General features: G+C 70.6%; 21 protein-coding genes. 6 read left to right on the forward strand and 15 right to left on the reverse strand.

Annotated elements, in window-relative coordinates; translation table 11 throughout:
* Positions 1-15: 15 nt before the first annotated feature.
* From FB381_RS01670 to FB381_RS01695, 6 genes are read right to left on the reverse strand one after another with little or no spacing between them, the layout of a single operon-like run.
* Positions 16-771: a CoA-transferase subunit beta gene (locus FB381_RS01670; RefSeq protein WP_141778678.1), complete on the reverse strand. Its 756-nt coding sequence runs from the start codon at positions 769-771 to the stop codon at positions 16-18.
* Positions 768-1598, reverse strand: a complete 831-nt coding sequence (locus FB381_RS01675) for a CoA transferase subunit A (RefSeq protein ID WP_141778679.1) — start codon at positions 1596-1598, stop codon at positions 768-770. The genes FB381_RS01670 and FB381_RS01675 overlap by 4 nt, the downstream gene beginning before the upstream one ends.
* Positions 1588-2640 carry an acyl-CoA dehydrogenase family protein gene (locus FB381_RS01680; RefSeq protein WP_141778680.1) on the reverse strand — a complete coding sequence of 351 codons (1053 nt, stop codon included), beginning with the start codon at positions 2638-2640 and terminating at the stop codon, positions 1588-1590. Before FB381_RS01680 ends, FB381_RS01675 begins: the two co-directional genes overlap by 11 nt.
* Positions 2637-3614 (reverse strand): acyl-CoA dehydrogenase family protein, encoded by a 978-nt coding sequence (locus tag FB381_RS01685; protein ID WP_141778681.1) that lies wholly within the window; start codon positions 3612-3614, stop codon positions 2637-2639. The genes FB381_RS01680 and FB381_RS01685 overlap by 4 nt, the downstream gene beginning before the upstream one ends.
* Positions 3611-4768 carry an acyl-CoA dehydrogenase family protein gene (locus tag FB381_RS01690; protein ID WP_141778682.1) on the reverse strand — a complete coding sequence of 386 codons (1158 nt, stop codon included), beginning with the start codon at positions 4766-4768 and terminating at the stop codon, positions 3611-3613. Before FB381_RS01690 ends, FB381_RS01685 begins: the two co-directional genes overlap by 4 nt.
* Positions 4765-5610, reverse strand: coding sequence for an enoyl-CoA hydratase (locus FB381_RS01695; RefSeq protein ID WP_141778683.1), 846 nt, complete (start codon positions 5608-5610; stop codon positions 4765-4767). Before FB381_RS01695 ends, FB381_RS01690 begins: the two co-directional genes overlap by 4 nt.
* Before the next feature lie 47 nt (positions 5611-5657).
* Here FB381_RS01695 and FB381_RS01700 point away from each other — a divergent pair, with 47 nt between their 5' ends.
* From FB381_RS01700 to FB381_RS01710, 3 genes are all read left to right on the forward strand, one after another.
* Positions 5658-6863, forward strand: a complete 1206-nt coding sequence (locus tag FB381_RS01700; protein ID WP_141778684.1) for an acyl-CoA dehydrogenase family protein — start codon at positions 5658-5660, stop codon at positions 6861-6863.
* Positions 6860-7663, forward strand: coding sequence for an SDR family oxidoreductase (locus tag FB381_RS01705; RefSeq protein WP_141778685.1), 804 nt, complete (start codon positions 6860-6862; stop codon positions 7661-7663). Before FB381_RS01700 ends, FB381_RS01705 begins: the two co-directional genes overlap by 4 nt.
* Before the next feature lie 158 nt (positions 7664-7821).
* On the forward strand, positions 7822-8970 hold the full coding sequence (locus FB381_RS01710) for an acetyl-CoA C-acetyltransferase (protein WP_141778686.1): 1149 nt from the start codon (positions 7822-7824) through the stop codon (positions 8968-8970).
* Positions 8971-9037: 67 nt separating this feature from the next.
* Here the strand turns inward: FB381_RS01710 and yidC are convergent, their stop codons facing one another.
* The 5 genes from yidC to FB381_RS01735 all read right to left on the reverse strand — a co-directional run bounded on the left by yidC (position 9038) and on the right by FB381_RS01735 (position 12747).
* The gene (yidC, locus tag FB381_RS01715) at positions 9038-9850 is read right to left on the reverse strand and encodes a membrane protein insertase YidC (protein ID WP_141778687.1); all 813 of its coding nucleotides are present in this window, start codon (positions 9848-9850) and stop codon (positions 9038-9040) included.
* A 61-nt stretch (positions 9851-9911) separates the two neighbouring features.
* Positions 9912-10199: a hypothetical protein gene (locus FB381_RS01720; protein ID WP_141778688.1), complete on the reverse strand. Its 288-nt coding sequence runs from the start codon at positions 10197-10199 to the stop codon at positions 9912-9914.
* 34 nt (positions 10200-10233) lie between these two features.
* Positions 10234-10803 (reverse strand): GNAT family N-acetyltransferase, encoded by a 570-nt coding sequence (locus FB381_RS01725; protein ID WP_141778689.1) that lies wholly within the window; start codon positions 10801-10803, stop codon positions 10234-10236.
* Positions 10804-10819: 16 nt separating this feature from the next.
* Positions 10820-11890, reverse strand: coding sequence for an NAD(P)H-dependent flavin oxidoreductase (locus FB381_RS01730; protein ID WP_141778690.1), 1071 nt, complete (start codon positions 11888-11890; stop codon positions 10820-10822).
* A gap of 113 nt (positions 11891-12003) precedes the next feature.
* Positions 12004-12747, reverse strand: a complete 744-nt coding sequence (locus tag FB381_RS01735; protein WP_141778691.1) for an enoyl-CoA hydratase family protein — start codon at positions 12745-12747, stop codon at positions 12004-12006.
* 108 nt (positions 12748-12855) lie between these two features.
* On the opposite strand from FB381_RS01735, the gene FB381_RS01740 reads away from it, so the two are divergent.
* Entirely contained in the window at positions 12856-13734 is an 879-nt protein-coding gene (locus tag FB381_RS01740; RefSeq protein WP_141778692.1) for an SDR family oxidoreductase, read from the forward strand.
* A 21-nt stretch (positions 13735-13755) separates the two neighbouring features.
* On the opposite strand, the gene FB381_RS01745 is transcribed toward FB381_RS01740, so the two are convergent.
* The 4 genes from FB381_RS01745 to bla form a co-directional block, all read right to left on the reverse strand.
* A complete protein-coding gene (locus FB381_RS01745; protein ID WP_211352299.1) occupies positions 13756-14478 on the reverse strand; it encodes an SDR family NAD(P)-dependent oxidoreductase in 723 nt (240 codons plus the stop codon).
* Complete coding sequence (locus FB381_RS24030; RefSeq protein WP_211352300.1) at positions 14475-15125, reverse strand: VC0807 family protein; 651 nt, start codon at positions 15123-15125, stop codon at positions 14475-14477. The genes FB381_RS01745 and FB381_RS24030 overlap by 4 nt, the downstream gene beginning before the upstream one ends.
* Entirely contained in the window at positions 15125-15724 is a 600-nt protein-coding gene (locus tag FB381_RS01750) for a TetR/AcrR family transcriptional regulator (protein WP_141778694.1), read from the reverse strand. Before FB381_RS01750 ends, FB381_RS24030 begins: the two co-directional genes overlap by 1 nt.
* Before the next feature lie 162 nt (positions 15725-15886).
* The gene (gene bla, locus FB381_RS01755; RefSeq protein ID WP_141778695.1) at positions 15887-16765 is read right to left on the reverse strand and encodes a class A beta-lactamase; all 879 of its coding nucleotides are present in this window, start codon (positions 16763-16765) and stop codon (positions 15887-15889) included.
* 144 nt (positions 16766-16909) lie between these two features.
* Here bla and FB381_RS01760 point away from each other — a divergent pair, with 144 nt between their 5' ends.
* The gene (locus FB381_RS01760) at positions 16910-17773 is read left to right on the forward strand and encodes a LysR family transcriptional regulator (RefSeq protein WP_170225027.1); all 864 of its coding nucleotides are present in this window, start codon (positions 16910-16912) and stop codon (positions 17771-17773) included.
* Complete coding sequence (locus FB381_RS01765) at positions 17770-18693, forward strand: serine hydrolase (protein ID WP_141778697.1); 924 nt, start codon at positions 17770-17772, stop codon at positions 18691-18693. The genes FB381_RS01760 and FB381_RS01765 overlap by 4 nt, the downstream gene beginning before the upstream one ends.
* Positions 18694-18832: the final 139 nt, after the last annotated feature.

The raw sequence follows: 18832 nt of genomic DNA on the forward strand, positions 1-18832 counted from the left end.
GTGCTCCCCGCCGTCTCAGGGTTCGGGCACCTCGCGGTGACGGAGACCCTTGGGATCTTCCGCCTCGATGATCGCCAGCTCGGCGGGGGTGGGCTCGCGGGTGAGGGGGGCGGACGAGGCGTCGATCTCGAAGCCGGTGGCCTCCTGGAGCTCCTCGGGAGTGACGCCGGGGTGGATCGAGTCGACCTTGATCAGGCCGTGCTCGTCGTAGCCGAAGACAGCCAGGTTGGTGACGACGACGCCGAGGCCGTGATACTTCCCGGCCGGGCCGGTGGCGCGGTCGTTGCCGACGCCGCTGACCACGTCGACGTCGTCGACGAAGATGCGGGCGGAGTGCTTCGCGACCCAGTAGTCGACACGGTGGTTGACGGTGTTGCCCGGGGCGCCGCGTACGCCGATCAGCTGGCGCTTCGGCTTGCGCCAGTCGCCGATCGAGGAGATGTTCTGGTTGCCGTGGCGGTCGATCTGGCTGGCGCCCATCATCGAGTGGCGGCGGCCGCTGGCGACGATGTCGAAGATGCTGCGGAACGGCACCCATGCCTCCGGGGTGCCGCCGGCCGCCGCGGACTTCAGCAGCGGGGGAGCCTCGGACATCATGAACGCCTCACCGTCGCTGAGCGCGAGCTCGGGGGTGTGGGTGGCCTTGGCCAGGCGTACGCCGATGGCCGGGACGATCCCGACGGCGTGGGCGAGCACCTCGCCGGAGCCCTTGAAGGCGTCGGAGACGGCGGCGACGCAGATGTCTGCTCGGCTGATGGTCTGCACGGTCACAGGTAACGCTCCTCGAACTCGGTCCAGCCCTCGTTGGGTCCAGCGTCGGTCTCAGGGTCGGCCTTGGCTGCGGCGACGTACGCCTTCTGGAACTCCTCGTCGCGGCCGTAGTCGGGCTCGCAGGTGGTGAAGTGGGCGCCGCCCGGGGCCTCGACGACGTGGTTGACGAAGATCCGGGGGACCAAGAGGGTCTGCGGCGGGGCCTTGGCGGTCAGGTCGTCGGTGGAGACGATCTGCTCGACCGACATGATCGTGGTGTCGGCGGCCATCGCGAAGAGGTCGTCGAAGTAGGGGTCGGGGCCGAGGTACTGGCCGTTGCCGGCCGCGTCGGCGCGGTTGAGGTGGATCAGCGAGACGTCGAGGCGGAGGCCGGGCACGGCGACGTACTCCTCGTCGTCGTAGGGCGACCTCACCGTCTTGAGGTCGGGGTTCATCGCCATCACGTCGCTACCGAGGCCGGCCCGGATCGGCTGGAACGAGAGCCGGTTGGCGCCCGCCTTGAGGCCGGCGACGAACATGCCCTCGTCGTACTCGCTCGTCTCCGGGATCTCGCCCCGCTCGCGGGCGCGGGTGAAGTTGGGGTCGAGCGGGACCGAGTCGAGACTGACGAAGCCGTAGACCAGCTTGCGGATCTTCCCGGCGCGTGCCAGCAGACCGACGTCAGGGCCACCGAAGGCGACCACCGTCAGGTCGGTGATGTCGCTGCGGAGGATCTCCTTCACCAGGGCCATCGGCTTGCGGCGGGAGCCCCAGCCGCCGATCCCGATGGTCATCCCGGACTCGAGCTTGCTGGTCACCTCGGTGAGGGGGAGGGTTTTATCGAGCATGGACGTCCTTCCAGAGCTGGGCGGTCGCGTGGGCGCGCTTGAAGTAGAGGTGGGCGTCGTGCTCCCAGGTGATCGCCACGCCACCGTGGAGCTGGACCATCTCGGCTGCGACCTGCGAGAACGCGTCGGAGCACCAGGTCTTGGCGGCCTGGATGAGGCGTACGTCGGGGGTCTCCTGGGTCAGCTCCCAGGCCGCCGCCCAGCTCATCGTGCGAGCTGTCTCGACCTGCACCAGCAGGTCGGCGCAGCGGTGCTTGAGGGCCTGGAACGAGCCGAGTGGGCGGCCGAACTGGTGGCGCTCCTTGAGGTAGGCGACCGTACGCTCCAGCGCCTCCCGCGCAGCGCCGGCCTGAAGGGCGGTCATCATGGTCGCGCCGACCGTGGTGACGTACGCCGGGTCGACCGTGCCGATCGGATCTCCGGCGGTGTCGGGTGCCTGGGCGAGGGCGAGCGTCGCGAGCCGCATCGTCGGATCCAGGGCGGGCGCGGGGGTGATCTCCGCGGCGGCCGGGTCGACGGCGTAGAGACGGTCGTTCTCGACGAGCAGGAGGATCTCGGCGCCCGGGCCGTCGATGACCATCGGCCACGTCTGCGTGCTCGCGGTCGGGCTCGTGGCGGAGGGGTCTGTCTCTGATCTGACTGACCGGTCAGTCAGATCAGAACCAGCGGCGTTGGCCGCCAGCGCGGCCGCGGCACCGCCGGCGATCCGTTCGAGCAGCTCATGGGCCGCGGGGGTGTCCGCGGAGGCCAGGATCTGGGTCGCCAGCAGGGTGCCGACGAACGGCGAAGGCGCCAGGCCGGCGCCCAGCTCCTCCAGGACGAGATGTGCCTCGAGATAGGTGCAGCCGACACCGCCGTGGGCCTCCGGGACGGCGAGCGCCGAGACACCGATCTGCTCGGTGAGCGTCTGCCAGAGCGAGGTGTCGTAGCCCTCCGGTGTGGCCAGCGCCGCACGCAGATCCATCGACGCGGCCCGCTTGGCGATCAGCGTGCGCACCGTCGCGACCAGGTCGGACTGTTCCTCGCTCAGCGCGAACCTCATCGGGCCTCCACCAGCCCGTCGCTCGTCAGCACAGCGAGGATCCGGGCGCGGTGCTCGGCTGGGGTGCCCCAGGCGCCGACCAGTGCGCGCACCTTCAGGATCCACAGACTCAGGTCGAACTCCCGCGTGTAGCCGATCGCGCCGTGCACCTGGAGCGCGGTGCGCGAGGCGAGGTACGCCGCGTCACCGGCCGCGACCTTCGCGGCCGAGACCGAGCGGGGTGCCGTCGTGGTCCCGGCTTCGAGCTCGACCGCCGCGTTGTGCACCAGCGGAGCCGCGAAGTCCAGGGCGACGCGTACGTCGGCCAGCAGGTGCTTGACCGCCTGGAACTCGCCGATCGGGCGTCCGAACTGGGTCCGCTGCTTCACGTAGGAGACGGTGTCGTCGAGCAGCCTCAGCCCGGCGCCGTGCAGCATCGCGGAGCAGGCGAGGGTGCCCAGGTCCAGGGCGGTCGGATCGATCGTGGCGGCGACCTGCTCCCCGAGGGTCACCTCGAAGAGCCGGCGGCTCGGGTCGGCCGACGTCCGCTCGGCTCCGACCACCGCGTGGTGGAGCGCGTCGCCGAAGGCGTACGTCTGCTCGGCGACGTCGGCATCGAGCGCCCGGCCCGAGGACGCCACCGACACCAGCGTCTCACCCGACGCGATGCGTCCGAGCGTCTCGACCTCAGGGGTGTCTGCGAGCAGCGCGGGCGCGACCGCGACGGACTCGATCCACGGGCCCGGGACACCGTGATACCCGAGGCGCTCGAAGGCGACGGCGAGGTCGGCAGGTGTCGCGCCGACGCCGCCGTGCTCCTCGGGCGCCAGCAGCCCGGTGACGCCGGTCTCGGCGAGCCGCTGCCACAGCTTGAGCCCTGCCGAGTGGTCACCGGCCGCCCAGCCGCGGGCGACAGCGGTGACGTCGGCGGCCTCGAGCAGGTCGTCGAGCGCCTCGGCGAAGGCGTGCTGCTCCGACGTACGTCCGAATCTCACTGTGCTCCACCCTTCTGGCCGCCCCTCGGCAGGCCGAGCACGCGCTCGGCGACGATGTTGCGCTGGATCTGGTTGGTGCCGGCGTAGATCGGGCCGGAGAGGGAGAAGAGATAGTCGTCGAGCCATGGGCCCTCGAGCTCCGCGTCGGGGCCGAGGAGGTCGAGCGCCGTCTCGTGCAGCGCGAGATCGAGGTCGGACCACCACAGCTTGTTGATCGACCCCTCGGCGCCGACCGATCCGCCGGCCTCGACGTGGGTGACGGTGCCCCAGGTGTAGAGACGGTAGGCCTCGGCGCCGATCCAGGCGTCGACGACCTGGTCGCGCAGGTGCGGCTGCGGGTCGGTCGCCCACAGATCGAGCAGCCGGCCGGCGGCGGCGCAGAACCGTCCGGGCGAGCGCAGCGACAGACCGCGCTCGTTGCCGGCGGTCGACATCGCGACCTTCCAGCCGTCACCGACCCCGCCGAGCACGTCCTCGTCGGGCACGAAGACGTCATCGAAGAAGATCTCCGCGAACCCGGGGGTGCCGTCGAGCTGGTCGATCGGCCGCACCGTGACGCCGTCGGCGTGAAGGTCGAAGAGGAAGTACGTCAGACCCCGGTGCCGCTCGGCGGACGGATCCGACCGGAAGAGCCCGAAGCCGCGGTCGGCGAAGGGCGCCCGGCTGCTCCAGGTCTTCTGCCCGTTGAGCCGCCAACCGCCGTCGACCCGCGTCGCGGTCGCCCGCAACGAGGCCAGGTCCGACCCCGCCTCCGGCTCCGACCACGCCTGCGCCCAGACGAGCGTGCCGTCGGTCATGTCGCGGAGATAGCGCTCCTTCTGCGCCTCGGTGCCGTGCCCGAAGATGATCGGCGCGAGCAGCGAGATGCCGTTCTGGCTGATCCTCGTCGGCGCCCCGCTGAGGTAGTACTCCTCCTCGAAGATGACCCACTCGGTCAGCGACGCGTCCCGGCCGCCGTACGCCTCCGGCCAGGTGACCACCGACCAGCGGCCCGAGGCCAGGGTGCGCTCCCACTCGCGGTGCGCCGCGGCGCCCTCGGCGGTGTCCATCGACGGCAGCCGGCCGGGGTTGTTGGCGGCGAGCCACTCGCGGGCCTCGAGGCGGAAGGCCTCCTCGGCCTCGGTGAACTCCAGGGTCCCCTGTTGGAAAGTCACCGCTTCATCGACCTCGCGTCCATGCCGGAGAGCGAGTCCTTGCCGACCTCCGCGTTGTGGGCGTGGGCGGCGTGGTGGAGGCCGAAGACCGAGTCCATGCCGGTGCGCATGCCCATCAGGTCTTCGGCCTGGTTGACCGCCTTCTTGGCCAGGGCCAGCCCCAGGCGCGGCATCTCGGCGATCCTTCCGGCGAGCTCCAGCGTCTCGGTCTCGAGGTCGTCGCGGGGCACGACATGGTTGACCATGCCCCAGGTCTCCGCCTGCGCGGCCGAGAAGCGACCGCCGGTGAAGAGCATCTCCTTGGCGGCGCGCGGGTTGGTGACCCACGGGTGGGCGAAGTATTCGACGCCGGGGATGCCCATCTTGACCACCGGGTCGGAGAAGAAGGCGTCGTCGGAGGCGACGATGAAGTCGCAGGACCAGGCCAGCATCAGGCCGCCGGCGATGCAGGCGCCCTGCACCATCGCGATCGTCGGCTTCGGCAGCTCTCGCCAGCGGCGGCACATGCCCAGGTAGACCTCGGACTCGCGCGCGAAGCGGGAGTCGACGCCCTCCTTGCCGACGTGGTCCCACCACATCACGGCCTTGCGCTCGAAGCTCTCGTCGACGTCGCGGCCCGGGGTGCCGATGTCGTGGCCGGCGCAGAAGTGCTTGCCGTTGCCGCCGAGCACGATCACCTTGATGTCGTCGTCGTTGGTGGCGCGGGTGAACGCCTCGTCCAACGCGTAGGTCACCTTCGAGTTCTGAGCGTTGCGGTAGTCGGGGCGGTTGAGCCGCACCACCGCGACGGGTCCGTGGGTCTCGTAGGTCACGACACTGGTCTCGGTTGGGGTGGCGCTCATGCCGCAGACGCTACCAAACAAATGCTTGGTTTGGTACGGTGATCGACGTGGATCTGACCTATTCAGCCGAGGACGAGGCCTTCCGGGCCGAGGTGCGCGCATGGCTGGCCGACCATCTCGTGGGGGAGTGGGCGGCCCTGCGTGGCACCGGCGGGAACGGCCGTGACCATGAGTCGTACGAGGGCCGGCTGGCGTGGAACCGCTACCTGGCCGAGCACGGGTGGACCTGCCTGGGATGGCCCGAGGAGCACGGTGGCCGCGGCCTGCCGCTGTTCCAGCAGGTGATCTTCCACGAGGAGTACGCCCGGGCGGACGCTCCGGTGCGGGTGAACCACCTCGGCGAGGAGCTGCTCGGGCCGACCCTCATCGCCCACGGCACCACGGCCCAGCAGGAGCGCTTCCTGCCCAGGATCGTCGCGGCCGACGAGCTGTGGTGTCAGGGCTACTCCGAGCCGGGCGCCGGCTCCGACCTGGCCGGTGTGCGCACTCGCGCGCGTCTCAAGGGTGACCAGTGGGTCGTCGACGGCCAGAAGGTCTGGACGTCGAACGCCCACCTCTCCGACTGGTGCTTCGTCGTGTGCCGCACCGACGCCGGCTCGTCTCGCCATCACGGACTCTCCTACCTGCTGGTGCCGATGGACCAGCCCGGCGTCGAGGTGCGGCCGATCCAGCAGCTCACCGGCACCTCGGAGTTCAACGAGGTCTTCTTCGACGGCGCCGTGACCGGTGCCGACATGGTGGTCGGCGAGCCCGGCGACGGCTGGAAGGTCGCGATGGCGACCCTCGGGTTCGAGCGCGGGGTGTCGACGATCGGCCAGCAGGTCGGCTTCGCGCGCGAGCTGGAGACCGTCGAGGAGGCAGCCCGGGCCAACGGGACCATCGACGACCCCGGGATAGCCGTCCGGCTCAGCCAGGCCCATGTCGGGCTGGAGGTGCTCCGGCTGCACGCGCTGCGCACCCTCTCGGCGTACGACTCCGGCTCCGAGGGGCCCGAGGCGAGCGTCTCGAAGCTGTTGTGGGCCAGGTGGCATCGCGACCTCGGCGAGCTGGCGATGGACGTCGTCGGGCTCGCCGGTCTGACCACCGGCGACGACTACGCCCTCGACCGGCTGCAGTCGCTCTTCCTCTTCTCCCGGGCCGACACGATCTACGGCGGCTCCGACGAGATCCAGCGAAACATCATCGCCGAGCGTGTGCTCGGCCTGCCCAGAGAACCACGCCCCCAGGAACCACGCAGAGAGGCCCGTGCATGAGCACCCAGAAACCAGAGCAGCCAGCCCCCGCGTACGTCCCCGGCCACTCGCTCCTCGAGGGCCGAGTCGTCGTCGTGACTGCGGCCGCCGGTGCCGGGATCGGGGCGGCGGTGGTGCGCAAGGTGCTCGAGGAGGGGGCCAAGGCGGTCGTCGTCTCCGACACCCACGAGCGGAGGCTCAAGGAGGCCGCCGACGCCCTCGGGGAGGAGTTCGGGGCAGACCGGATCACAGCTGTGACCTGCGACGTCACCCAGCAGGAGCAGGTCGATGCGCTGCTCGATGCAGCCGATGCGTACGGCGGTGTCGACGTGCTGATCAACAACGCCGGACTCGGCGGCACCGCTTCGGTGCTGGAGATGACCGACGAGCAGTGGTCGAAGGTCCTCGACATCACCTTGACCGGCACCTTCCGGTGCGTCCGGGCCGTCGGAAAGCGGTTTGTCGCTGCCGGCAAGCGCGGGGTGATCGTCAACAACGCCTCCGTCATCGGCTGGCGGGCGCAGGAGGGACAGGCGCACTACGCCGCCGCCAAGGCCGGCGTGATGGCGCTGACCCGCTCGGCCGCCGCCGACCTCGCGCCGCACGGGATCCGCGTCAACGCCGTCTCGCCGTCGCTGGCGATGCACCCGTTCCTGGAGAAGGTCACCAGCCCCGAGCTGCTCGTCGAGCTCAAGGGCGGCGAGGCGTTCGGCCGCGCCGCCGAGCCCTGGGAGGTCGCCAACGTGATGGTCTTCCTGGCCAGCGACTACTCGTCCTACATGACCGGCGAGGTCGTCTCGGTCTCGAGTCAGCATGCGTAGCAGCACCCCGCTGGTCGAGCCGGGAGGCCGCCTGCGGCCGAGCGTGTCGAGACCAACGCAGTCCTATCGAGCGTCGACGGGACCGTGTTGGTCTCGACACGACGTCGCTCGTACCTCACGACGTCGGCTCGACCGGCGTGGGTCAAGGAGTCAGAACAATGTCTGAGGCATACATCATCGACGCCGTCCGTACGCCGGTCGGCAAGCGCGGTGGCGCGCTCGCCGGCGTACATCCCGCTGATCTCGGCGCCCACTCGCTGGCCGCGCTCGTCGACCGGACCGGGGTCGACCCGGGCGCCGTCGACGACGTGATCATGGGCTGCTGCGACACCATCGGCGGACAGGCCGGCGACGTCGCGCGGACGGCGTGGTTGGTGGCCGGTCTGCCCGACCACGTGCCGGGTGTGACCATCGACCGGCAGTGCGGCTCCTCGCAGCAGGCGGTGCACTTCGCCGCGCAGGGCGTCATGTCCGGCACCCAGGACCTGGTGGTCGCCGGCGGGCTGCAGAACATGTCGGCGATCCCGATCTCCGCGGCGATGCTGGTGGGCCAGCAGTACGGGTTCACGACTCCGTTCGCCGAGTCGCCCGGCTGGATGAAGCGTTACGGCGACCAGGAGGTCTCCCAGTTCCGCTCCGCCGAGATGATCGCCGAGAAGTGGGACGTCTCGCGCGAGGACATGGAGGCCTATGCCCTCGAATCGCACCAGCGTGCCAAGGCCGCGATCGCAGCAGGGCGGTTCGACCGCGAGATCGTCGCGGTCGGCGACTTCGACACCGACCAGTGCCCGCGCGAGACCTCGCTGGAGAAGATGGCCTCGCTCGACCCGCTGGCGCCCGGCGGACGGATCACCGCTGCCGTCGCATCTCAGATCTGCGATGCCTCCTCGGCGCTGCTGGTGGCGTCCGAGCAGGGCGTACGCAGCCACGATCTGACCCCGCGAGCCCGGATCCATCACCTCTCGGTGCGCGGCGACGACCCGGTGTGGATGCTCACCGGGCCGATCGAGGCGACTCGCCACGCCCTGGCGAAGACGGGCCTGTCGGTCGACGACATCGACCTGTTCGAGTGCAACGAGGCCTTCGCGAGCGTCGTGCTGGCGTGGATGAAGGAGCTCGACATCCCGCGCTCGAAGGTGAACGTGAACGGCGGCGGCATCGCCCTCGGCCACCCCATCGGCGCCACCGGTGCCCGGCTGATGACAACTCTCCTCAACGAGCTCGAGCGCACCGGCGGCCGCTACGGCCTGCAGACCATGTGCGAGGGCGGCGGCCAGGCCAACGTGACGATCATCGAACGGCTCTGAGGTCGGGGTTGTGAAGCTGAGAGTGGTCTAGAGGCCACGCTCAGCTTCACAACGTCCGGCGGCCAGATCAGGCCGGCTGCAACCTGACCGTCCGGCGCTCGGCGGCAGGGGAGCCGGGCGTGGGGAACCAGTGGTGGATCACCGCCGCCTGCCCCGCGGTCCACAGGCCGCTGATCACCCAGTAGACGAGCAGGGCGAGCGGCACGGTGCTGCCGGCGAGCAGCATCCCGCCCGCGGAGATGACAGGCATCAGCTCCTGGATGCGGATCATCGACTCGGGCATGTCGGCGCGCACCATGTTGGGCAGCACCCATAGCCGCTGGCTCAGGAAGCTGACCGCGGCCGCGGTGGCGGCGAGGCCGAGGGTGATCACCAGGTGGGTGGTGTCGCCGGAGAGGTAGCCGTGCCCGGTGAGCGGGGTGCCGAGGAAGGTCGCTCTGCCGAGGGAGGCGACCAGGCCGTCGCTCATCGCCCCGACCGCGGTGTTCCGGCTGACGTCGGAGAGCAGGTGGTAGAGCGCCAGGAAGATCGGCAGCTGAGCGAACGCGGCGAGCATCGCGAACCGGGGCACGCCGTGCTCCTCGTTGATCTTCCGGCGCTCCTCCATCATCGCCATCATGTCGGCCTGGCTCTGGGTGCCGGACTTGCTCTTCTTGGTGTACTTCTTCGTCAGTGCCTGGAGCTGCGGGCGGGCGCGGGCGGAGGCGTGGGCGGTGCGTACGCCGCGGATCGTGAGCGGCAGCAGTACGAGCCGCACCAGCACCACGACGGCCGCGATGGCCAGCAGCCAGCTGGCATTGTCGCCGGCGAAGGCGAGGACGTGGTGGGCTCCGGCGAGGGCGGCAGCGAGGGCGTGCGAGACGGGGGCGAGGACGGACATGGGTGTGCTCCTGAGGTGAGTGGGTAGAACTGACGGGCTCGCCGGCGGGCGAGCGAAGGGGTCAGTCCTGCTCAGGAGCGCGCGGGCGGCGCGGGGAGCAGACCGGGTCGGTGACCCGGGCGGTGAGATGATGAGGTCCGTCGTAGGCGTCGCGTGCAGCTGTCGACCGTGCCCTGACCAGGGCGAACGATCCGACGTTGTGGATCGCGCCGATCGCGACGGCGGCGAGCGCGGTCGAGACCGCGATGGTGAGCAGCGCCTGCTCCGGGTCGACGCTCATCAGCGCCGGGAGCATCAGGGTGAAAAGCGCGACGAGCGCGATGCGTACGCGCTTCGTCTCGGTGTTCACCCTCTCACTGTAGCGATCGTGGTCAACCCGGGCGTCATCGCAGATCGCGACGCATCAGCACGCGCGGGTGGCCGGCGAGCACGGACGTGGTGTCGGCGGCGTGGGTGAACCCCGCGGCCTCGAAGTTCTTCCGGATGCCGGCGTAGGCCATCGTCTGGTCGACCTTCGCGCCCTGGTTGTCGAGCGGATAGGCCTCGACGGCGGGCGCACCGCGATCGCGGGCGAAGTCGACCGCACCGTCGATGAGCGCGTGCGAGATGCCCTGCCGACGGTGGCCGGGGCGCACCCGGATGCACCACAGCGACCAGACGGGCAGGTCGTCGACGTGCGGGATCTTGCGGTTGCGGGCGAAGGAGGTGTCGGTGCGCGGCGCGATCGCCGCCCAGCCGACCGGTTCGTCGCCGTCGTAGGCCAGCACGCCCAGCGGCCCCGACCCGAGCAGCTCGCGCACCTTGTCGCCTCGCGCCGGGCCGCGCAGCTCGTTGTTGAGCTTCGACGGGATCCGGTAGCTGAGGCACCAGCACACGTTGGACTCGGGCCGCTTGGGCCCGACGAGGGTGCGTACGTCCTCGAACACCGTCGCGGGCCGAACCTCGATGGTCATGGGGTCACTGTGAGGCTCAGACGCGGGCCGCGTCCAGGTGTTTGAGGCGCTCGGCGGCCTGGCTGACGATGCGGTCGACGAGCTCCTCGCAGGTCGGGAGGTCGTCGAGGAGGCCGACGACCTGGCCGCTGGAGAGCATGCCGGCGTCGGTGTCGCCCTCGACGAGGCCGGCGCGCAGGAGCATCGGAGTGTTGGCGGCGAGCACCACCTCGGCCCAGGTGCGGTCGCCGCCATGGACCATGGTGCGGCCGTCCTTGACCAGGGTCTTCCAGGGCAGGCCGGACATCTCCTTGAACTGCCTGGTGCGCTTGATCGTGCGGGCCAGCTTCGCGGTGATGCCCTCCTTCTCCAGCGTGTCGATGAACTCGGTGCGGAGCAGGCGGTGTGGCATGCCGTCGGCCTTCGTGGTCACGACGGTGCCGTCGAGGCCGAAGCTCAGATAGCGCTGCCGCACCTCCTCGGGGACGGCGGAGTCGGCGGTGAGCAGGAAGCGTGTGCCCATGCCGATGCCCGCGGCGCCGTAGGACATCGCCGCCGCGAGACCGCGGCCGTCGAAGAAGCCGCCCGCGGCGACGACGGGGATGTCGACGGCGTCGAGGACCGACGGGAGGAGCAGGGTCGTCGGGACGGCTCCGGTGTGGCCGCCGCCCTCGCCGCCCTGGATCATCACCATGTCGGCGCCCCAGCTCGCCACCTTCTTCGCGTGCTTGGCCGCGCCGATCGACGGCATCACGACGATGCCGTGCTCCTTGAGCTTGCTGATCAGCTCGGGCTTGGGCGCAAGGGCGAAGCTCGCGACCTTCACCCCGTGGTCGATCAGCAGCCGGCAGCGGTCGGGGGCGTCGGAGGCGTCGGCGCGCAGGTTGACGCCGAACGGTTTGTCGGTGCGGCTCTTGACCTCGACGATCGCTTTCTCCAGCTCGTCGAGCGTCATCGTCGCCGAGGCCAGGATGCCGAGCGCGCCGGCATTGGCGGTCGCGGAGACCAGCCGCGGCCCGGCCACCCAGCCCATGCCGGTCTGCACGATCGGATGCTCGACCCCGGTCAGCTCGGTCAGCGGCGTACGAAATGTGGGTGTGGTGCTCATCAGGTCTCCTCATCGCGCCGAGTCGGCGCAAACTGACATGAAATTGGGGCGAGTCGGCTCGTTCTGACCAAGATCAGCGTCGAGTCGGCTCGTCATGACGAGCCGACTCGGCATCACTTGCCGTCCTTCACGAAGGCGTCGCGGCGCTCGTCGGCGACGCCGGCGAGGTTGAGCTCGTAGGTGAAGCCCTGCTCGAAGCGGTAGGAGGCGTTCACGTCGATCGGGTCGATGCCGTTGAGCGCGGCCTTGGCGGCGCGGATGACCCGCGGGTCCTTGGTGGCGACCTGCCGGGCGACCTCGAGCGCGGCCTCGTCGAGCTTGTCGCGTGGCACCACCTGGTGGACCGAGCCCAGCTCGTGGAGGCGCTGGGCGGTGATGGTCTGGGCGGTGAAGTAGAGCGTGCGCAGCATGTGCTGCGGCACCAGCCGGCTCAGGTGGGTGGCGGCACCGAGGGCACCGCGGTCGACCTCGGGTACGCCGAAGAACGCGTCGTCGCTGGCCACGATCGTGTCGGCGTTGCCGACCAGCCCGACGCCGCCGCCGAGGCAGAAGCCGTTGACCGCGGCGATGACCGGCACCGGGCACTCGTAGATCGCCTTGAAGGCCGCGTAGCAGCCGCGGTTGGCGCCGAGGATGCCCTCGAACCCCTCGATCTGCTGCATCTCCTTGATGTCGACGCCGGCGTTGAAGCCCTTGCCCTCGGCGCGCAGGATCACGACCCGGGCGCCGTTCTCGGCGGCGGTCGTGACCGCGTCGGCGACCTCGAACCAGCCCTTCACCGGCAACGCGTTCACCGGTGGGTGGCTCATCGTGACGACGGCGATCTGCTCGTCGGTGACCTCGGTGGAGATGCTCATGAGCGTCCTATGGTGGGTGATGACTAACCAAACGATTGCTTGGTAGCCTAGCAGTTGCTTGGTTCAAGCTGGCAAGACCGACGTACGTATCGACGCAGGGAGCACTCAATGGGACTGCTGGACGGCAGGATCGCGATCGTCACCGGAGCAGGGCGGGGGATCGGCCGGGCGCACGCGCTCGAGCTCGCCCGCCACGGAGCGAAGGTCGTCGTCAACGACTTCGGGGTCTCCCTGGCCGGCGAGGGCACCGGTGAGTCGCCCGCCGAGCAGGTCGTCTCCGAGATCGTCTCCGCAGGTGGGGAGGCGGTTGCCAACGCTGCCGACGTGGCCGACTTCGCGGATGCCGAGGCGATGGTGCGACAGGCGGTCGAGACGTACGGGGGGCTCGACATCCTGGTCAACAACGCCGGGTTCGTGCGCGACCGGATGCTCGTCAACACCTCCGAGGAGGAGTGGGACGCCGTCATCCGGGTGCATCTCAAGGGTCACTTCGCGACCATGCGGCATGCCGGCGCCTACTGGCGCGCCGAGTCGAAGCAGGGGCGGCCGCGGGCGGCGCGGGTCATCAACACCTCCTCCGGTGCGGGCCTGCAGGGGTCGATCGGGCAGGGCACCTACACCGCCGCGAAGGCCGGGATCGCCGGGCTGACCCTCGTTGCGGCCGCCGAGATGGGCCGCTACGGAGTCACCGTCAACGCGATCGCGCCGGTCGCCAAGACCCGGATGACCGAGGGCGCCTTCGACACCTCGGCCATGGCGCTGCCCGAGGACAACAGCCCGATCGTCGCCTGGCTCGCCTCCGAGGACGCCGGCGACGTCACCGGCCGGGTCATCGAGATCGACGGCACCGTCGTCACCGTCGAGAACGGCTGGGCCCACGGCCCCTCCGCCGACGCCGGCGCCCGCTGGGACGCCGCCGACGTCGGCCCCGCCCTCCGCAAGCTCCTTGGTGAGGCGCCGACCCCCGAGAACGTCTACGGCACCTGACCGCGGCCGGGTTCGACAGGCTCAGAGGTGAATGTCGGGAGGGCGTACGAGCTCGGGTTCGCGACCGGCGCTGACGGTCCAGGCCTCGCCGGTGTCGCGGCTGCTGAGCACGGTCTCCGCTGCGATGGCCACCTCCGCCGGGTCGGCAATCGGTAGCCCGGCGGCCTCGAGGGCGTCACACATCGGCGCGAGCATCGGGGTGTCGACGAAGCCGGGGCAGAGCGCGTTGACCCGGACGCTGCCGGACGGCGACATGGTCGCTCCCGACATGGCGGCACCACGGACGAGACCGACGAGGGCGTGCTTGGCGACGGAGTAGAAGACGTCGGGCGACCCGAGGAGGCCGGCGATGCTGGAGACGACCAGCGCGGAGCCGTCGCTCGCGCGCAGCGGCTCCCAGCAGGCCGCCAGGCCGTAGACGACGCCGTCGAGGTTGACCCGGCTGCTCGCTCGATATGCGTCGGCATCGAATCCGGAGAGCCCGGTGCCGCCGGGAGTGGCGGCGGTGAAGACGGCCAGGTCCAGGCCGCCGTAGGCCTCGATGGCGGCGGCCACGGCCCGCTCGTTGTCCGCGGGCGCGGCCACGTCGGTGCGTACGAACAGTCCGCCCAGCTCGGCCGCCAGCGACTCTCCGCGGTCGGCGTTCATGTCGGCGAGGACCACCGAGTCTCCTCGGGCGGCGAGCCGTCGGGCGATGGCGGACCCGATGCCTCCGGCGCCCCCGGTGATGAGGGTGGTCGTCACGAAGACACGGGCGTGACCCGGGTGCCGTCGAGCCGCAGGCCGGCCCTGCGGAGCATCCGGCGGCCGACGACCCGCTGGAAGACGAACATGGCAGCGATCACGACGACGAGGAGGAGGTCGTCGAGCAGCGGCACCACATCGACCGGCAAAGTGAGCGCCATGACGACCCGGCCGGTGGCGTCGAGCACGAGGAGTACGCCCCAGGCCGCGGTGCATGCCCACAGCACCCTGCGGAAGGCTGGGTGGTGCTCCCAGCTCGATGCCCAGTCGCGTCGCTGCTGCTCGTCGAAGATCTGGGTCGCGGCGCTGTAGAGCAGTGGTCGACGCATCAGCAGCGTGGCGAGCAGGAGCAGGCCGAGCGCTGCCGTTCCCCACGCGGATCTGATCAGCAGCATCCGTGGATCCCCGGTCACCACAGACATCACGGCGCTCATCCCGACCGCGGCGAGCATGAACAGGGTCAGGCCGCTGACCCGGCCCTCGGAGCGGTAGGACCGCACCGCTCTCAGCACCGGCACGGCGGCGGCCAGCAGCAGGGCGGGAGTCTGGTCGACCCCGGCGATCCGGGCGATGTAGTAGACGCCGACCGGACCCAGCAGATCCGGGCCCAGCCTGCGTAGGAGCTCCTTGTGGTCACGCCTGCTCATCACGCCTCCTTGCGTACGGCGAGGTCTACGACCATGACGGCCTCGCGGGTGTAGGTGTCGAGATCGACGTCGGAGCCGTCGCGTACGCGTTGGGCGGCGGCGTCGATGCTCGCCCGGATGATCACGGCCATGCTGCGCGTGTCGAAGTCGCGGAACTCGCCTGCCTCCTGGCCGGCGGCGAGCATCGTCGCGAGATGGCTGACGCTGAAGTCCTGGGCGTCGGTGCCGGAGTAACCCTCGCCTACCGTCGTGCGCAGGTGGGGGCCCAGCTCGGTCAGCGCGGCGATCTCCACCGGATGCTCGCGCAGGAAGTCGAGATTGGCTTCGACGTACGTCCGGAGTCTGCCGGTGGCGGTCTCATCGGCCTCGATCCGCGGCGTCATGAACGCGGCGGCCTCGGTGAAGATGTCGAGCACGATCTGGCGGAGCAGGTCGTGCTTGTCCGCGAAGTGGTAGGAGATCATCCGCGGGCTGCTCAGCCCGGCGCGCGCCGTGATGCGGGCGAAGCTCGCCTTGGGATAGCCGACCTCGGCGATCGTCTCGATCGCCGCGCGCACGATCTGTGCCCGTCGCGCCTCCGTCGTGAGTGTCCGTTCCACGCCGCCTCCTAGATTTATTCGCTCAGATAAAAATTACCATGGGTGAATAACAAGAGCCAGTCGAGAGGTCACGTACGCAGGCCGAAGAGTCACTTCTGCAGGTCGAGTGGGCACGCTGGTGACCTCTCGACCTGCAGGGGTGACTTCTCGGCAGGGGGTGGGTCAGGCGAGCTCGGCGCAGACGGTGGCGGCGATGTCGGCGAGCGGGGCGTCGAGAGGCTGGGCGGCAGGGTCGTCGGAGCGGGTGAGGGCGGCGATGACGATCGGGGCGCCGTCGGGGGTCCAGGTGACGCCGACGTCGTTGCGGGTCGCATAGTCGCCGCCGCCGGTCTTGTCGGCGAGCCGCCAGCCGGCGGGCACTCCGGCGCCGAACCGGGTGACGGTCGACTGGTTGGCCAGCATCCAGGTGGTCAGCTGATCGCGATCTGCACGCGCGAGCGCGTCGCCGAGCAGGAGCCTGGTGTAGGTCTGCGCGATCGCTCGCGGCGACGTCGTGTCGCGCGGGTCGCCCGGGATCGCGCTGTTGAGCTCGGGTTCCCAGCGGTCCAGGCGGGTCACGGTGTCGCCGAGCGACCGGGCGAACCCGGTGATCGCCGACGGGCCGCCGACGAGGTGGAGCAGCACGTTGGCCGCGGTGTTGTCGGACCGCGTGAGCGTCGCCTCGGCGAGCTGTGCCACCGTCAGACCGTTGCGTGTCGTGAGCGAGGTGACCGGAGAGTTGGCGACGACATCGGACTCGTCCCAGGTCAGGCGTTGCTGGAGCGTACGCGCAGGCAGGTCCCGCAGGATCTGGGCCGCGAGCAGGGTCTTGAACGTCGAGCACATCGGGAAGCGTTCGTCGGCGCGGTGCGCGAGCGTGCGCCCGGTTCGCATGTTCGTCGCCCAGACGCCGAGGCGACGCTGGTGTCGCTTCTCGAGCGCGGCGATCGAGGGGCTGTCGGCGGCGAATGCCGCTGGGCTGGCGGCCGCGGTCGCGGCGAGGGTGGCCGCGGCGGCGGCTCCGCCAAGGACGGCGCGGCGGCTGAGGATCGGGTGGGTCATGGCGAGGTCCTTCGCTGAACGTCTGGGTCGGTCTCGAGAGCCGATCGTGACGCCGCGGTGGCGATGGCGTCCAAGGACGATCCGGCATGGACGTATGTGCCTGCGACATGGGACGCGCTGCGGGCGATCAGACATCCTGTACGTGTGGACCTACTGCTTCACCTGCGCGGCTTCGCCGCGGTCGCCGACGAGATGAGCGTCTCCGAGGCTGCCGTGGAGCTCGGCGTCGACCAGCCGCTGCTCAGCCGTCGACTGCGTGCCCTCGAGCGCGAGCTGGGCGTGGAGCTGCTCGACCGCAGCCGCCGCCAGATCGCGCTCACCCAGGCGGGCGTGGCGCTCCTGCCGCGCGCCAGGCACCTGATCGACCAGGCCGACCACCTGCTGCGGAGCGTACGCCGCTTCGACCGGGAGAGGTTCGTCGTGGCGGTGCCGGCCGGATGTGATCCGGCTCTGCTCGCGCGGCTCGTGGCGCTCGTGGAGGAGGCCGGGGTCGGCGTACGGCTCGCGGGAGCGGGGGAGGAGATGCCCGATTCGGCCGCGTGGACGGTGGAGCCGTGCGATCCCGACGCGGCCACCTGGGTGACCGCGTTGGGTGCGGCGACCGCTCCCGGGACCACGCCGACCCGGGCGTCGTTGGGGTCGCTGCGCCCCAGGCGGAGCACCGAGGCCACGCCGGTGCTGGCCCTGCCACGCGATCTCGACGATCCCGGCGGCCGGCTTCCGCGCGCGGCTGACCGCGCCGGCATCGGGCCGGGCACACTGCGCCGGACGTCGCACCAGATCGCCGCGGCCGAGGTCATCGCGGGCCGCGCGACACTGCTCTGCGCGCGGCACGAGGCGGAGACGTACGGCCTGGTGTGGTCGCCTCTCCTCGATCCGGTGCTGCGTGGCCACCGTCTGGTCGAGCAGCCGCCGTTGCCCGGGCCGCTCGTCGCCGGAGCCGTCCGAGAGCAGGCGCTCGCGCTGCTCGGTGCCTGTCTCGGTGCCACCGAGGGCGGGGTCGGATGAGCTCGCCGCTGATCGGCAGCGACCGGGGGCTGATCGACCTCGCCGAGGTGGCGTCGGAGCGGTTCCGCACCCTTCGGGTCAGCGCCGCCTTCCTCGCCCGCGACATCGACACCGGCGTCGAGGTCGGTGTCGACGTGGGGCGACCGATGCCGCTGGCGTCGGTGGCTAAGGTGCCGCTGGCGCTGGTCGTGGCCGACCGGATCGCCCGTGGCGAGATCGACGGGGGCGCGATGGTGAGGCTGGCCGCTGACGCGCGGAGCTATGGGCCGTACGGCATCTCGGCCTTCACCCACGACGCGACCTGCTCCGTGGCCGACCTGATGCTGATGATGCTAGGCCTCAGCGACAACGCCGCCGCCGACGCGCTCTTCGAGCTCGTGGCACCCCGCGAGGTCGACGAGCAGCTCGCCGAGTGGGGGCTGGCCGGTCTGCGGGTGCGGCACCGGATGCAGCCGATGTACGACTACGCGACCCGGATCGCCGGCGACGACTTCGCCCTCGCCACCCAGCTCGCGGTCGAGGGCCGGCGGCCCGGCGGGCGTCACGTCATCGACTCGCTCGACGTCGAGCGCGCCACCGTCGGCTCGCCGCGCTCCTGTGTCGACCTGCTGCAACGTATCTGGCTCGACGAGATCGCCAAGCCCGAGGCCACCGAGCTGGTGCGACGGCTGATGAGCAAGCAGGTCTTCACCCATCGCATCGCCGCCGACCTGCTCGCCGACGACATCCAGCTCGCCGGCAAGACCGGCGGCTTCCTCACCCTGCGCCACGAGATCGCGGTCGTCACCCACCCCGGTGGCCGCGTCGCCATCGCCGTGCTTACCGACTCCGACCGCACCGCCCGGATCCAGAACGACGTCGACCTCGCCGTCGCCGCCACCGCCCGCGAGGCCGTCGAAGCTCTCGCCGCCCGCCGCTGACCCCGCCCAGCCGAGAAGTCACTCCTGCAGGTCGAGTGGGCACGCTTGTGACTTCTCGGCCTGCAGAGGTGACGCCTCGACCTGCGTACGTGACTTCTCGGCGATAAAACCAGGTGCTGTCGATTCGGTGGCGGTGGTG

It is taken from the genome of Nocardioides albertanoniae, from assembly GCF_006716315.1.
In the GTDB taxonomy this organism is placed as follows: domain Bacteria; phylum Actinomycetota; class Actinomycetes; order Propionibacteriales; family Nocardioidaceae; genus Nocardioides; species Nocardioides albertanoniae.

What these genes read in the sequence shown, in the direction of transcription:
- FB381_RS01675 (WP_141778679.1), bottom strand. Translation starts at nt 1,598, where the DNA reads ATGCTCGATAAAACCCTCCCCCTCACCGAGGTGACCAGCAAGCTCGAG.
- FB381_RS01680 (WP_141778680.1), bottom strand. Translation starts at nt 2,640, where the DNA reads ATGAGGTTCGCGCTGAGCGAGGAACAGTCCGACCTGGTCGCGACGGTG.
- FB381_RS01695 (WP_141778683.1), bottom strand. Translation starts at nt 5,610, where the DNA reads ATGAGCGCCACCCCAACCGAGACCAGTGTCGTGACCTACGAGACCCAC.
- FB381_RS01705 (WP_141778685.1), top strand. Translation starts at nt 6,860, where the DNA reads ATGAGCACCCAGAAACCAGAGCAGCCAGCCCCCGCGTACGTCCCCGGC.
- FB381_RS01710 (WP_141778686.1), top strand. Translation starts at nt 7,822, where the DNA reads ATGTCTGAGGCATACATCATCGACGCCGTCCGTACGCCGGTCGGCAAG.
- yidC (WP_141778687.1), bottom strand. Translation starts at nt 9,850, where the DNA reads ATGTCCGTCCTCGCCCCCGTCTCGCACGCCCTCGCTGCCGCCCTCGCC.
- FB381_RS01725 (WP_141778689.1), bottom strand. Translation starts at nt 10,803, where the DNA reads ATGACCATCGAGGTTCGGCCCGCGACGGTGTTCGAGGACGTACGCACC.
- FB381_RS01730 (WP_141778690.1), bottom strand. Translation starts at nt 11,890, where the DNA reads ATGAGCACCACACCCACATTTCGTACGCCGCTGACCGAGCTGACCGGG.
- FB381_RS01735 (WP_141778691.1), bottom strand. Translation starts at nt 12,747, where the DNA reads ATGAGCATCTCCACCGAGGTCACCGACGAGCAGATCGCCGTCGTCACG.
- FB381_RS01740 (WP_141778692.1), top strand. Translation starts at nt 12,856, where the DNA reads ATGGGACTGCTGGACGGCAGGATCGCGATCGTCACCGGAGCAGGGCGG.
- FB381_RS24030 (WP_211352300.1), bottom strand. Translation starts at nt 15,125, where the DNA reads ATGAGCAGGCGTGACCACAAGGAGCTCCTACGCAGGCTGGGCCCGGAT.
- bla (WP_141778695.1), bottom strand. Translation starts at nt 16,765, where the DNA reads ATGACCCACCCGATCCTCAGCCGCCGCGCCGTCCTTGGCGGAGCCGCC.
- FB381_RS01765 (WP_141778697.1), top strand. Translation starts at nt 17,770, where the DNA reads ATGAGCTCGCCGCTGATCGGCAGCGACCGGGGGCTGATCGACCTCGCC.